Annotated in this window: 16 protein-coding genes; 9 read left to right on the top strand and 7 right to left on the bottom strand. The window is 61.0% G+C overall.

Going from position 1 to position 13,766, the window contains the following annotated elements; translation table 11 throughout:
- Window positions 1-115: 115 nt before the first annotated feature.
- The 3 genes from V7080_RS15715 to V7080_RS15705 are packed head-to-tail and all read right to left on the bottom strand — an operon-like array spanning window position 116 to window position 3,718.
- Window positions 116-1,546, bottom strand: coding sequence for a glycosyltransferase family 2 protein (locus V7080_RS15715; protein ID WP_334189337.1), 1,431 nt, complete (start codon window positions 1,544-1,546; stop codon window positions 116-118).
- Window positions 1,543-2,688 (bottom strand): HEAT repeat domain-containing protein, encoded by a 1,146-nt coding sequence (locus V7080_RS15710; RefSeq protein WP_334189336.1) that lies wholly within the window; start codon window positions 2,686-2,688, stop codon window positions 1,543-1,545. Before V7080_RS15710 ends, V7080_RS15715 begins: the two co-directional genes overlap by 4 nt.
- Window positions 2,689-2,746: 58 nt before the next feature.
- Window positions 2,747-3,718 carry a GDP-mannose 4,6-dehydratase gene (locus V7080_RS15705; protein WP_334189335.1) on the bottom strand — a complete coding sequence of 324 codons (972 nt, stop codon included), beginning with the start codon at window positions 3,716-3,718 and terminating at the stop codon, window positions 2,747-2,749.
- Between the two features lie 516 nt (window positions 3,719-4,234).
- Here V7080_RS15705 and V7080_RS15700 point away from each other — a divergent pair.
- From V7080_RS15700 to V7080_RS15690, 3 genes are all read left to right on the top strand, one after another.
- A complete protein-coding gene (locus tag V7080_RS15700; protein ID WP_334189334.1) occupies window positions 4,235-4,837 on the top strand; it encodes a DUF2076 domain-containing protein in 603 nt (200 codons plus the stop codon).
- A gap of 126 nt (window positions 4,838-4,963) precedes the next feature.
- Window positions 4,964-5,590, top strand: a complete 627-nt coding sequence (locus V7080_RS15695; protein ID WP_334189333.1) for a histidine phosphatase family protein — start codon at window positions 4,964-4,966, stop codon at window positions 5,588-5,590.
- A gap of 235 nt (window positions 5,591-5,825) precedes the next feature.
- Entirely contained in the window at window positions 5,826-6,230 is a 405-nt protein-coding gene (locus V7080_RS15690) for an FKBP-type peptidyl-prolyl cis-trans isomerase (RefSeq protein WP_334189332.1), read from the top strand.
- Between the two features lie 62 nt (window positions 6,231-6,292).
- Here the strand turns inward: V7080_RS15690 and V7080_RS15685 are convergent, their stop codons facing one another.
- Entirely contained in the window at window positions 6,293-7,417 is a 1,125-nt protein-coding gene (locus tag V7080_RS15685; protein ID WP_334189331.1) for a hypothetical protein, read from the bottom strand.
- Between the two features lie 130 nt (window positions 7,418-7,547).
- Between V7080_RS15685 and V7080_RS15680 the strand changes: the two genes are divergently transcribed.
- The gene (locus V7080_RS15680; protein ID WP_334189330.1) at window positions 7,548-8,759 is read left to right on the top strand and encodes an MFS transporter; all 1,212 of its coding nucleotides are present in this window, start codon (window positions 7,548-7,550) and stop codon (window positions 8,757-8,759) included.
- A gap of 15 nt (window positions 8,760-8,774) precedes the next feature.
- Here the strand turns inward: V7080_RS15680 and V7080_RS15675 are convergent, their stop codons facing one another.
- Complete coding sequence (locus V7080_RS15675) at window positions 8,775-9,674, bottom strand: YihY/virulence factor BrkB family protein (protein WP_334189329.1); 900 nt, start codon at window positions 9,672-9,674, stop codon at window positions 8,775-8,777.
- Between the two features lie 329 nt (window positions 9,675-10,003).
- Here V7080_RS15675 and V7080_RS15670 point away from each other — a divergent pair, with 329 nt between their 5' ends.
- On the top strand, window positions 10,004-10,327 hold the full coding sequence (locus tag V7080_RS15670) for a PsiF family protein (protein WP_334189328.1): 324 nt from the start codon (window positions 10,004-10,006) through the stop codon (window positions 10,325-10,327).
- A gap of 126 nt (window positions 10,328-10,453) precedes the next feature.
- Window positions 10,454-10,651, top strand: coding sequence for a hypothetical protein (locus V7080_RS15665; RefSeq protein WP_334189327.1), 198 nt, complete (start codon window positions 10,454-10,456; stop codon window positions 10,649-10,651).
- 78 nt (window positions 10,652-10,729) lie between these two features.
- Here V7080_RS15665 and V7080_RS15660 read toward each other — a convergent pair whose 3' ends face one another.
- Window positions 10,730-11,671, bottom strand: coding sequence for a homocysteine S-methyltransferase family protein (locus V7080_RS15660; protein ID WP_334189326.1), 942 nt, complete (start codon window positions 11,669-11,671; stop codon window positions 10,730-10,732).
- Complete coding sequence (locus V7080_RS15655; RefSeq protein ID WP_334189325.1) at window positions 11,668-11,838, bottom strand: hypothetical protein; 171 nt, start codon at window positions 11,836-11,838, stop codon at window positions 11,668-11,670. Before V7080_RS15655 ends, V7080_RS15660 begins: the two co-directional genes overlap by 4 nt.
- Here V7080_RS15655 and V7080_RS15650 point away from each other — a divergent pair.
- From V7080_RS15650 to V7080_RS15640, 3 genes are all read left to right on the top strand, one after another.
- Complete coding sequence (locus V7080_RS15650; RefSeq protein WP_334189324.1) at window positions 11,821-11,961, top strand: hypothetical protein; 141 nt, start codon at window positions 11,821-11,823, stop codon at window positions 11,959-11,961. The genes V7080_RS15655 and V7080_RS15650 overlap by 18 nt on opposite strands.
- 263 nt (window positions 11,962-12,224) lie before the next feature.
- Window positions 12,225-13,256, top strand: coding sequence for a GlxA family transcriptional regulator (locus tag V7080_RS15645; protein ID WP_334189323.1), 1,032 nt, complete (start codon window positions 12,225-12,227; stop codon window positions 13,254-13,256).
- Between the two features lie 243 nt (window positions 13,257-13,499).
- On the top strand, window positions 13,500-13,766 hold a 267-nt coding region (locus tag V7080_RS15640), incomplete at its 3' end, for a DUF6351 family protein (protein WP_334189322.1).

Here is a 13,766-nt window from a genome sequence, read left to right as displayed (position 1 = left end):
GGTGAGTATAGGAGCTGTGTTTGCGGCGAAGGATGATCTAAAACAAATGTCTGCAGGCATTACTTGTCTGTCTGACACTTTTGGTAACGACTGCAGCAACCTCGGCCCCACAAGCCTAGCGGGCATTCCGCACGAACTTGTCCCATCCCTTGTCCCCGCGCAGGAATTGCCATGAACCCCGCAGCCCGGCGTACACCAGGATGGGCCGGTACAGCAGCAGGTCCATCGGACCCAATAACAGCAGCATGCCCAGCTCGCGCAGGCTGTAGCGCCGGTAAGCCTGGTCGTACAACAGGATCGCCATGGTGGTCGGAATCGCATTGGCGAAGATGACGGTGCCGAGGAAGAGCGCATACAGGGGCCAGTCGACCTGGCCGAAAACGATGAGCAGGGCCAGCGCAAGGAACGACAGGGTCTGCATCAGCGGCGCCAGCGCTTCGAAGATGACGTAGTACGGCACGCCGAGCATGCCGACGATGCCGTAACGCGGCTTCAGGAACATGCCCCGGTAATGCCAGACGGTTTCGAGGGTCACGCGCTGCCACCGTGCCCGCTGCCGCACCAGGGCCCTGGCATTGTCCGGCCCTTCCGTCTGCGCCACCATTTCATGCAGCGACAAGATCTGGTAGGGCCGCCCCTCGCGCAGGAATTTCTCGTGGATGCGGAAGGTCATCTCGATGTCTTCGCAGGTGAAATTGCTGGAGAAGCCGCCGGCCTCGATCACTACATCGCGGCGCCAGACCGCGAACGCGCCGGGAACGCAGAGCATCGCGCCGAGCTTGCTCCATGCGAGCCGGTAGATGATGAAGGACCGCATCAGGTCGAGATGCTGGAGCCTGCCGAGCAGATTGCGCTCGAGCGCGAACGGCCCGTGCTCCGGCTCTTCCTCCGCCGCGCTGCCGCTGGCGACTCCGGGGATGTGGCTGATGCTGTACAGGCTCGTCACCCCCACCACCACCGCAGGATCCTTGACCACCAGCGCCATGGCTTTCAGCAGCGCATCGCGGACGTAGACGGTATCGCCGTCGACGCAGCACACATACCGGTGCCGGGCGAGCCCGAGTGCGCAGTTGATGGCGCTGGCCTTGCCGCCGTTGTTCTTGTGCACGACCAGCAGGCGCGGATCGATGCGGCTGCTGTAGCACTGCATCCCGTCATATTGCGGCGGCAGGCGGCGGTCCGTGATGTCGTACGGCTCCAGTTCGTAGTGCTGGCGCAGCACGCCGAGGGTATTGTCGGTCGAGCCGTCGTCGACAAGGATGACCTCGAATTCCGGATAGTTCTGGCGCAGCAACGACGCCACCACCGCCAGGACGCCGGCTTCTTCATTGAACGCGGCAACAAGAATGCTGACCGTCGGCGTGAAGCGGGACCGGGCGACGCCGGCGTGATCTTCGAAGCGCTGCTGCTGGCTGCGGTAACGTCCTTCGATCAGCGCCAGCACCAGCATCGCCAGTATGACCAGCGCGACGAGTCCGGCGTAGGCCACTGATACCAGGAAGATCGCCTCCACCACTGTATTGAGCCAAGCAGGCACTGTCATCATGAACGTCTTTCCTCCGGTCTTGCATGCACGGGTGCTTTTTTTCCAAGATTGTTGAAATCGGCGAACGGCAGGGTCGGCAACGCAGCGGCATCGGCATCGGCGGTCTCGTCGGCCGCAGGCATAGGCGACGAATCGCCGGCCTGGGCGCCGGACCGGGTATCGCCGGCCTGATCCATTTCCGCAAGTGCTTCCCGTGCGGCCACGCGTACCCGCCACTCCGGGTCGTCCAGCATGGCGGCCACCGATTCCCTGAAGTCCGGCCAGTGGAAACGGGCCAGCGCTTTCACCGCATGCACCCGGACAAAGGGCACGTCGTCGTACAGCAGCTTCAGAACCACCAGCGCCTCTTCGGTCGCACCGAGCAGGCCGAGTGTTTGTACCACCACCTTGCGCACCGCAGGATCGGGATCGTCGGCCAGCCTTGCGATCTTGCGCAGCGGCACGTTCTCCTCGCTGTCCTTGCGCGCCAGCAGCGCCACCGCCCAGTAGCGTGCCTGGGTCGTGTTCACTTCAAGCAGCGGTTCGAGCAGATCGTTGAGCGGAATGGTGAACTTTTCCAGCTGGCGTGCAATGAAGGATGGCAGGAAGAGTTGCAGCCGTAACGCGGTCACCAGGATTTCCGCCGCGCGCTCGTCCTGCAGCTGGCCGAGAAAGACAATCGCATTCGATACGACATCGGGATCCTGGTCCTGAAGGGCATCGAACAGAAGTTCATGGATATGGTCGGCCTTTGCCCTTGTCAGGATGCACAGGGCAGAGATGCGCTCCCACCGGTTGACGCCTGGTCCCGCCCACGAGGCGGCCGCCATCAGGCTTGCCGATCCCCAATGCGTCAAGGCATGCTCGGCGAACGCGGTGGCCACCGGCGTATAGGGTGCGACATCGGTCGCGGTGCGGTAGACCAACGGCTTGGGCAATTGCGTGATGACGGGATTGCGGGATTCGGTCCGGACGTCCGCCGTCAGCAGCAGCGGTTGCGCGGCGGGTGAGTGATCCAGCTCCCGCAGTTGCGATACCACCTTGCCCAGCCACCGCTTGCGGCGGTCGTGCCGCATGCGGCTTGCAACTACAAAGACGGACAGGCCCAGCCATACAAGGAATATGAACAGAAACAGGCCGAATTGAATCGAGAAAAAGTTCAACACACCCTCCGATGGGATAGACCCGTGTCTTCCACCAGCCCGACGGTCGCAGCAGCCATTATGTGTCGGCCATCTGCTGTTCCATGATGAGGTCGATGATCTCTCCAATACCTACTTGCGGCTTGTATCCGGTCGCTTCCTCGATGCGCGTCAGGTCCGGGATGCGCCGCTGCATGTCCTCGAAATTGTCGTCATAGGCGAGATGGTAGGGGATGAACACGATCTTCGAACTGCTGCGCGTCTTTTCCTTGACCAGCTTGGCCAGCTCAAAAATCGTGATCTCTTCCGACGCGCCGATATTGAATACCTTGCCGTAATGTTTGGGCTGCATGATCAGCCGTTTCATTGCCCACACCACGTCGCCGACGTAGCAGAAGCATCGCCGCTGGTTGCCGTCGCCATACACCGTGATCGGCTCTTCCGCCAGCGCCTGTTCGACAAAGCGCGGCAGCACCATGCCGTAGCGCGCCGACTGCCGCGGACCGACCGTATTGAAATGGCGACCAATGACGACCGGCAGCTTGTACTCGCGCGAATAAGCCAGGCTGAGGTGTTCATCGATCGCCTTGCTGCAGGCATACGACCATCTGCCCTTGGTGGTGGGGCCGAGAACGAGGTCGCCGTCTTCGTGGAAGGGAAGGTCGGTCGACTTTCCGTACACCTCCGACGTGGACGCGAGATACACCACTTTCCCTTTCGCGCTGGCGAGTTCGAGGACGATGTCGGTGCCGTTGACGATGTTGTGAATGGTCTCGATCGAGCTTGCCAGTACGCGGCGCGTCCCGACGACCGCGGCCAGATGGCACACGTAGTCGGCGCGGTCGATCAAATCCGCCATTCGTTCGCGATTGAGGATCGTATCGACCGCCATCGTGAAGCGCGGGTGGTCGATGACCGATTCCAGGTTCTTCATCGAACCCGTCGAAAGATCATCGATGACCTGTACCCTGTGCCCGTCCGCGATCAGCGATTCGGCAAGGTGGGAACCGATGAAGCCGGCTCCACCGGTGATAAGAAAATTGCTGGACATCCGAAGGCTTCTTTAATGTGGGCGACCGGAAATAAGTGGCCTGGTGGAATTCATCGCTACTCTTCTCTTCTCCAGACATTGCCGGTACTGTTGAACGCCTCCACGATAGATCAGCTCTTGAATGCGCTCAATAGAAAAGGCTCATGCCGGGACCCATACGCACCCGTTAGTTAACTTATCTCAAGTGTTTCGTTGTTTTGAACATGGCGGGCTCACGCGCTTTGCATGCTCAGAAGCAAGCAAGGAAACGGGTTTGTGACATCCGGTGGTCCTATCTTCCGATGCTTTTCGGGCTCCATCATTTCCGAGCGCTAACGAAAATGATCGAATGAGACAAGCACACTTGTTGCGGCGAAAGTTTTTGTTCTCTCGCGTGATCAGTCGGGTACGGTTAAATCAAAACCACAAAGCACCGCCCCAAGGGGATGAAAGAAGCATTGCGAGAGTCGCAGGGTCCGAACGACAGGCGTCACGATCTGTCGAATCGGGTTTCATGATCCATCAAGGAGTACAGCGATGAATTCACAGGAAAGAGAAGCTCTGCAGGATTTTCTCGACGAACTGGTGCGTGCGCGGGTGCAGCATAAGGATCCGGAAGCGGAGGCGATGATTCTTCGAACGGTGAGCAATCTGCCGGATGCGCCGTACCTGCTGGTGCAGCGCGTATTGCTGCAGGAACAGGCATTGAATACCGCACGCCGGCAGATCGCATCGCTGCAGCGCCGGCTTGAAGCCGCGGTGCCGCAGGACAGCGGCTTCCTCAGTCCCTCTTCGGATTGGGGGCATAGCGAATTTCGCACGCATCCATCCCATGCAGGACACTCTCCGGGCTCGGCATACCGCTATGGCGAGCCACGCGCCTATTCCGATTCGCGCATGGTGCGCCCGGGTCTGATGGGCGGCGGTGCAGGGAGCTTTATCGGCACCATGGCGGGTGTTGCCGCCGGCGTTGCCGCAGGATCGTTTCTTTACCACGGCATTGACGATTTGCTGCATCACGATGAGGAAGGCGGCGATGGCCGGCAGGATTTCGCCGACATGTCCGGCGATGCCGGTATCGACGATATCGGCTTGGGCGACGATGCGGGCCTGGGCGATGGCGGCGGCGATTTCCTGTAAATGAGATGATGCAGGGCGCCGGTGTCCCGGATCTACACGGGCGATCCCTGTTTCGGTCCGCAACAATCATGACCGCGGCAAGCCGGTTCAATCGGCCTGCAACGGTCGTTCATCGCGAATGACATCATGCGCAGAATTCCCGCACTCGTGTTCCTGTTGTGCAGTGCCCTGTCGTCTGTTCAGACTGCGGCCGCGCCGGAGGGCATCCCCGACGCACCGTCATCCACGCCTGACAGCGGACGCGCGATCCCTTTGAAACAGGTTGCGGCGGAGCTGCGCAAGGGTGGATACGTCATCTATTTTCGTCATGCCGCGACCGATTTCTCGAAGCCCGACGGAGCGATGAAGGGATATGAGGATTGCGCCAATCAGCGCATGTTGTCATCCGATGGCCGCGCATCCGCGCGGGAAATCGGAGAGCGCATCCGCGCATTGAAGCTGCCGATGGGCGAAGTGCTGGCAAGTCCATATTGCCGCACGATGGAAACCGCGACGCTGGCGTTCGGACAGGCGACGCCGAAGACCGAAATCCGCGAAAGCCAGGGCGGCGATTATGCCGGCTTGAAGCGGTTGTTCGCCTCGCCGGTGCAACAGGCAACCAACCGCTGGATCGTCGGGCACGGCACACCATACCGCGCGGTTGCCGGTCCACCGCATCTGGCGGAGGGCGAGGCCGCCGTCATGCTGCCGCAGCCGGCCGGATGGATCGTGGTCGCGCGCGTAACGCCGGAACAGTGGGGAGAGATGCGGTAGTACGGGAGTCGCTACTCGAACCCACGCCATACATGCGGCAGGCGATGCTTCACTCCGTTCACTCCGCGCGGGGGCGACGAATTTTTGTTCAAGAAATGAATTCCGGTAAATCCGTGTTTCGTGATGCATCTCCGCCTGCCGGCCGGGCCGTTTTGCGTCACAATCCCGGTTCGGCGCCATTGCCGGCCGTGCTTGCGGTCATTGCACCAGTCCACAACCTATCAAAAAGGATCGTATGAAACTGCTTTTCCCCCTTCTCTTCGCCGTTTCCGCCTCCGCCTTCGCCGCGTCGCATTCCAGCGCACCGGAAAAGCTGCCGTCCGGCGTGATCGTCGAAACCCTCAAGGAAGGCAAGGGCGAGAGTCCGAAGGCGTCCGACAAGGTAAAAGTGCATTACAAGGGAACCCTTGAAAACGGCACCGAGTTCGACAGCTCGTACAAGCGTAACGAAGCGATCACCTTCCCGCTGTCACGTGTCGTCCCTTGCTGGACGGAGGGCGTGCAGAAGATCAAGGTCGGCGGCAAAGCCAAGCTGACCTGTCCGCCGCAGACCGCCTACGGCACGCGCGGCGTTCCCGGAACCATCCCGCCGAACAGCACCCTGTTTTTCGAGATCGAGCTGCTGGCGATCGAAAAATAGTTCGTCACCAATGCCGGCGCGGTGATACGTGCCGGTTGCATTCATGCTCCGCATCCGCTCCCTCAACGGCCGATATTCATGTACTCCTTGTTCTGCATGATGTCGTTGATTCCGGCGAGATACTCGTTGCCCTTCTGGTTGGGGTTGGAAGTGCCGCTGACGTAATAGCGCAAGCCATTTTCCAATCCGCCGTGATCTTCAATGCGCATCGCCGTGTTGGCCGCCGCCACGCGAAGCTGGAGGATCACGCTGTTGTTGTAGTCCTCGACGCTCACCGGCTTTCCGCCCACCCTCGGATCGACCGGGCCGCCGTGGCGCCAGATGCCATCCTCACCAAGAAACTGCCTGGAGATCTGGCCGAGTCCGAGTGACGCATTGTTTTGCGGAATCCGGTCTGTGTCGCCCACGAGTTTCATGGCATCGCGGTAATCGCGGCTGAAGGCGCCCGATTCCTTCTGGAGCTGCGCGCGGAACAGGTTCGGGTCCAGGCCATACTCGAGCGCCACCTCGTCGACGGCCCGGCCGAACGACGGCTGGTCGACGATCCGTGCATTCCACGCCTTCTCATCCTCCTCGCCACGGTCGATCGGCATGAACCTGGGATTTGTCGTCAACTTCGCCTCTTCAAGATTCGTGGCATAGCTTCCGGGATCGCCGGCTGGCGGCAAATTCACGGAAGAAGAGAGGCTCGTCGTTCTGGAAAGATCGCCCGGCGGCGCAGCATCGAATGATGCGGGCGACCGGAGGTCGGCTGGATTCGTCGCCGTGGGACTAAACAGGCTTCCCATACCGGAATTGCCGTTCGACAGGCCGCTGAGCCCGGTCAACACCATCAGCAGCATCTGGTTGAATGATTCCATGAAGTTGCCTGAATTGCCCGTCAACGGATTGAAGCCAAAATCCAGGAGCGGGCTGGTGTTGAGATTCAGAGGTGAATTTACGCCAAAACTGCTGAACGGATCCCGAATGTCGCCCGGGTCGAACAAGCTGACTTGTCCCGATGGCTGGGCGAAAGTGCTGGCAGGAATAGGTGTTCCAAAAAGCGATGTGATGTTCGGTAGTTCCATTTTCATCCCAATAGAAATTGCCTGGCTTTTACGCGCCTTTGGACATGGGTGGTCGATGGAAGCAGATTGTCTCCCGCGCCAGAAAATTTTTTCAGGAAGGGTGCGTCGCGAAAATTCCAATATGGGAACATGACATCGGGCGGCGTGTTCTTCATGCGGGTGCCGGGACTGGATGAGGGCCTTTGCGTAGAATGCCTTTCCTTTACGCCGCAATCGTGCCGGGTCGGAACGGTTGCCTGCAATACATGCAATGAAAAACCCATTATTCACCCATCCCTCCTTCCGTTATTTCTTCCTTAGTCGCATTGCCTCCGCCGTCGCAAACCAGATGATGATGGTCATCCTGGCCTGGCAAATGTACGACCTGACCGATAGTGCCTGGGACCTTGGCCTCGTGGGACTGGCCCAGTTCCTGCCGTCACTGGTCCTGACCCTGGTCGCCGGCCAGGTGGCCGACCGGCTCGACCGGCGCCTCGTGATGGCCTGGTGCCTGGGTGCGCAGATGACGATTACCGTCTTTCTGGTGGCGGGAACGATGCAAGGCTGGCTCAGCCGCGACGCCATATTGCTGGCATCGGTCGCGCTCGGCATCGCCAAGGCATTCCAGATGCCGACGCAGCAGGCGCTGGCGCCGCAACTGGTGCCGGCCGCCGTGCTGCCGCGGGCGCTGGCAACGGTCTCGTCCGGCACCCAGGCGGCGGTCATCCTCGGGCCGGCAATCGGCGGCTTCGTCTATGTCGCCGGTGCGCAGGTGGTCTATCTGCTGTCCGGGGTATTGTTCGCCGCCGCCATCACGGCCATGTTATGCATCCGGATCCAGGAAGCGCCGCGCCCGCGCGAGCCTGTGACCCTGCAAACGCTGTTTGCAGGCATCGACTACATCTGGCGGCGCAAGGATATCCTCGGCGCGATATCGCTCGACCTGTTCGCCGTACTGCTGGGCGGCGCCGTGGCGCTGCTGCCTATCTATGCGAAGGACATCCTGCATGTCGGCCCCTGGGGACTGGGCCTGCTGCGGGGCGCACCGGCGGTTGGCGCCCTCGTCATGTCGATCTATCTTGCGCAACGCCCGATCATGCGCAACGCCGGAAAAGTGATGTTCGGGTCGGTCGCGCTCTATGGCGTGGCAATCCTGGTGTTTGCCGTCTCCACATCGTTCCTTCTATCGCTGGTGGCGCTGGCACTGTCCGGCATGTTCGACATGGTGTCGGTCGTCATCCGCCAGTCGCTGGTACAGCTGGATACGCCCAACGACATGCGCGGGCGCGTCAGCGCGGTCAATTCGGTGTTCATCGGCGCGTCCAACCAGCTCGGGGAATTCGAGTCGGGGGTCACCGCCGCCTGGTTCGGGGCGGTGCCTTCCGTGCTGATCGGCGGCCTGGGAACGCTGGCCATCGTGGCGGCATGGATCAAACTGTTTCCGTCGCTCGCCAGGCGCGACCGGCTGGTGTCGCCATCATGAACAATCATGCAGCGGTCACCCGGTCGTGTGAAACGGCACCGGCGGCGCGTCTTCGCGTTCCCTGCCGACGCGTTCGTATTCCGAGATCACCTGGGCGCCGAACAGCAGCAGGCCCGCGCCGATCTCCAGCGACAACAGCACGATGATCGAAGTCGTCAGCGAGCCGTACACCGTGCTCACCTGGGACAGGGTGCCGAAGTACCACACGAGGACATGGCGCGTCACCTCCCACAGCAAGGCCGCGGTCACGCCGCCGAGCAATGCGCGCCGCAGCGACAGCCGCCCGACCGGCATGACGAGATAGACCGAGGTCAGTACGAAGATTTCGCCGACCAGTCCGAGCAGGTACAGCAATACGCCGGATACGCCGCCGAGCGACCAGCTTCGGCCGAGGATGTGCACGCTTTCCTCGCCCATCGCCTGCAGGCTGCCGGCCACCAGCGTTACCAGCAGCAGCCCGACGCCGAGCGACAGGATGTAGCAATACGGCAGGATTGCCGAAACCAGGAAATGCCGGCGGTGAATCGCGACGCGGTGAACGAAGATCACCGACATCGCATTCTCCAGGACGGTAAAGGCAAGTGAACTGAAGAACAGCATCGTCGCCAGCAGCACCCAGCCGATCACATCGCTGTGCGTCATGAAGTTGGCCAGTTCGATGATGATTGGTTGGGACTGGCCGGGAATCAGCCATTCCAGGTACCTGCCGAGCGTCAATAGTAGTTCTGTCTCGTCGATCACATGCGACAGGGCGATGACGATCAGGATCAGGAGCGGCACGATGGACAGCAGGGAATAATAGGCGACCGCGCCCGCCAGCAGCAGACCCTGGTTGGCACGAAAGGCCTTCACCGTGCGCATGGTGAACATGCCGGGGTTCTTCCATACCACTTCGGCTTCATGACTCAGCAGCATACAAAGACGCTTTCGGAAAGAGGCTGCATTGCTTGCGCACAAGTCAATGCGTCCTGGATGGGTGCGGGGAAGTCTCACGCACACTGATTCGTCCGTGGCGCGGCCCAAATAGTTCAGCCCGTCAAGTCGCGGCGTGGCATTCCGGTCCGGAAAAGCCGGCTTTATCGCCTTCGGTTGATATGGATAAACACCTTGCCGGCGCAATCCGGCCGGTCAATCCTATAATCCAGATAACCAAGCCGCTATCGAAATAGCAAGCAAGGAAGCCATGGCGACGTGGGAGTGACAATGAGATCGTTTCCAATCATAAAAACCCAAGGAGAACAGCCATGAAGAAATTATTCGCCATCATTGCCGCGCTGGCCTTTACCGGATCCGCATTCGCCGCGGCGCATACTGAGAAAGAAAAAGCGGCCGCCAGCGATGGGCCGAAGACCGAGCAGCAAAGCAAGATGGCAAGCTGCAACAAGGACGCGGCGGGGATGAAGGGCGATGAACGCAAGGCCTTCATGAAGGACTGCCTGTCCGCCAAGCCGAAAGCCAGTACCGCACAGAAGGCGCAGCAGGACAAGATGAAGTCGTGCAACGCGGACGCAAAAGGAATGAAGGGCGACGAGCGCAAGAAGTTTATGAGCGACTGCCTGAAGGGCTGATGTAAGTAATGTAGGCGATACTGCATCAAGGCCCGCTCGCCTCGGGCCGTTTCAGGCAATAACCCGACCAGCCTTATCGCGTGCAAGCAAGCCATCGGGGAGAGACTCAACCTCTTGGAGAATCACATGAACGGCTTCACCACCCCCAACGGACGAACGGGAAGTACCGGTTTCCGACTGGTTTCCATCGTCGTATCCATCGCCGCACTCGCCCTGTCGGGCTGCGCAAGCACGAATCTCGCGTCGGCACAGCACGGAGGACTGGCCCACAACCAGATCGCCGAGTACGACAAACCCTTCCAGGTCGATGCATCCGCCGAATGAGGCACGCGACGTGCAACGTATTCAGGTCCGGGCATCTTTCCGGACCTGAACAGGCCTGATCGAATCGGACTCGCGCCGTCAGGCAGCCATGCTCCGGCATACCGCATCCACATGCCGGTGATCTGTTCCGCAGCATCCTCCGACAACCACCAATCCGGGCAAGACGGAACGCAGTGAGCGGTATTGCATCCCCAGTTCCTGCGGGTCGCCGTCATCCAGGTCAATTGCTTCATCCAGTTCGGCATGGCTGCGCCGCGACGCGTTCGCGCGCAATCCGCGCAGGCGCTGCCGCCACCCGCCGCCGTCCTGCAGGACGGTCTCGAAATGCGTGGGGTGCGCGCAGTTGATCATGTAGTAGACCGCATAGCCATCCGTCTGTGCATCGGTTCGCTCGATCGCCTCCCGGAGCGTGTCGCCGGACGGCAACCTGCCATCCGTTTCCAGGGTGAACGAAATCGCGACCGGCATCCCGCAGGTTTGTGCCGCCCTGACGATGCCGATCGCCTCGTCGATGTAATTCATCGTGAATGCGGCGACCATATCGGCGTCGGTTCCGGCGAATGTATCGATTTGCGGCAGGTGATAGGCGCGCGCATCCTCCATGGTCATGCGCGCATCGGCGCGGTAGCCGTCGCCGCGCGGGCCCAGGTTGCCGCTGACGACGATCGGGCTCCCTGGCGCCTCGTATGTGGCGCGCACCCGCAGCAGAAGCGAGATTGCTTTCCTGTTTGCTTCGGCAAGCATGTCGGCGCTATATCCGAGCTTTGATGCCCAGTCCGGGTTGGCGCGCCAGGTCGGCGCCTCCAGCACGGCACCGATGCCGCGCTCGACCGCCATTGCGGCAAAGCGCTTGTAATAGTCCTCCAGCACCGTGGTACCTGCGTGGTCCTTGAGCAGGTCGAAGGAGGCGAAGTAGGGAAGGTCGATGCCGTTCTGAAAAATCAGCGTGGTTTCCAGCCCGCCTTCGGTCATGAAAAGGCGGTCGCCAAGCTGCGGCAGGTTGTGGCGGTACTTGCTCATTGTTGCTCTCCATGGAAGTGCGACACATCGCGAAACAGCAGCATGTCTGTCACGCGCCGCGATGCGCCGTCGTAGAAGCCGGGCTGCGCGCTGAAGCCGGCGGGGTTGTGAAAGGTGCCGAACAGGATGCCGACGATCTGCAGGTCGCCATGATTGCCGGCATGCACGCCGCGTACGTGATGATGCGAATGATTTTCCGGGCGCTGGACGATATGGCCGAGCCGGCCGGCCGAACCGCTGACAATCGTTTCGCCCGCAGCATGGACGGCGAGGAAGACTGGAAGAAGTAAAATAAGGATGCCTTCCGGCCCCTGATCTTCCGGCGGTTGACGGCGGCCAGACGCCGGGCGGCGAACATTGCTTCCCGGAGCATGAGGGCGCCAGACAGGAAGAGCAGCGGCAGTGACACGGGATCGGTGATCAGTGCGGTGGGGGTGGACATGAAAGTTCTCTTCAGGGCGTTGTCGCGGGACAGGTTGAAAGGATACGGCCCGCGGTTCTGCGGCACTAAAGCCATTTCGGCAAAAAAACGGGCAAAACGGACAAAGCGGCCATGAATGCGAAGGCGCCTGTCCGCATTGCCATCCTCGCGATGCCCGAAACCTCTGCGTCGGTGGTCTACGGGATGTACGACATGTTTATGTCCGCCGGGCGGGACTGGGCGCAGATCGTGGAAGGGCGCGCCGGCGTGGTCGCCATGGTGCCGCAGGTCGTGTCCTGCCACGGCGATTCCTTCGTTGCCGGCAACAATGTCCGCATCACGCCGGACACATCCCTGGCCGCCTGCATGGACGCCGATGTGATCTGCGTGCCGGAACTGATGGTTCCTCCCGGCACGCCGCTGGATGGCCGCTTTCTCGAAGAAATTGCCTGCCTGCGGGCCTGTCATGCGGCCGGGAAAATACTGGCCACCGCCTGCTCGGGCGCCATCCTGCTTGCCGAAGCCGGGTTGCTGGATGGCTGCGAGGCGACGACGCATTGGGCCTATTGCGACCTGATGGCGCGCCGCTATCCCAACGTCAAGGTGCGGATGCAGCGCGCCCTGGTTGCCTCGGGTGAAGGCCAGCGCCTGATCATGGCGGGCGGCGGCACGTCGTGGCTCGATCTCGCCTTGTACCTCATCGCCCGGCTTGCCGGCGTGGAAGTCGCCATGCAGACGGCCCGGGTTAACCTGGTGGACTGGAATAACATCGGCCAGCAACCGTTCGCCAGCCTGGCCCGGACCGGGCAGGTTGAAGATGCCGCTATTGCCCGATGCCAGACATGGATTGCCGATCATTATGCGGAACCATCACCGGTGGCCGCCCTGATTCAGTACAGCGGCATCCCGGAGCGTTCCTTCAAGCGCCGCTTCGAGCAGGCCACCGGCATGTCGCCGCTGGAATACGTGCACACCCTTCGTCTTGAAGAAGCCAAGCAGATGCTCGAAGCGGGCAACGAGCCGGTAGAGGCGATTGTCAACCAGGTCGGATATGAAGATGCCGGATTCTTCGGCAGGCTCTTCCGCAGGCATGTCAACCTGACGCCGGCGCAGTACCGCAAGCGCTTCGGCGGCATGCGGCGGGCGATACAGCAAGTCATGTGACGATCCCTGGTGCCGGACGACGACCGCACAAGCCGCGTCGCAAAGGCATCGCGCAGCGTGGCTGCGCGTTCAGCATGCCGCCCGCAGTGCGAAACGCTGCGTGGCGCCAATCCCGGACCGCGCCTGCCGCATTCCGATCGGTTTGATTATCCTCAAGCCTCTCCGACCCTTCACTTCTACTATGGTTAAAAAAATATAAATACGGCGTTATCAGGGAGCTTCTACTTACTTTAGGCAAACAAGATGCTCCCTACTACAAGAGACATGGCGTTCGCAGGACGCTTATCCGTCTCCGCACTCGTGGTTTCACTGGCCGCATGCGGAGGAGACAGTGGCAATTCGCCACAAACCATCACGATGAACAACGGCGGCGCAGTACCGGCTGCCCAGTCGAACCAGGCAACGCCGGCGTCGAGTTCCATCCGCGTTATTTCATCCAGGTCCGATACGGTGAGCGGAGGCGATGCGCTTATCGAAGTGACGCTGCCGCCCGGCATCGCGAAAAAGGAT

Origin of the sequence: Noviherbaspirillum sp. (genome assembly GCF_036846085.1) — a bacterium.
Taxonomy (GTDB): Bacteria; Pseudomonadota; Gammaproteobacteria; order Burkholderiales; family Burkholderiaceae_D; genus Noviherbaspirillum.
This window is presented reverse-complemented; position numbering and strand designations above follow the sequence as displayed.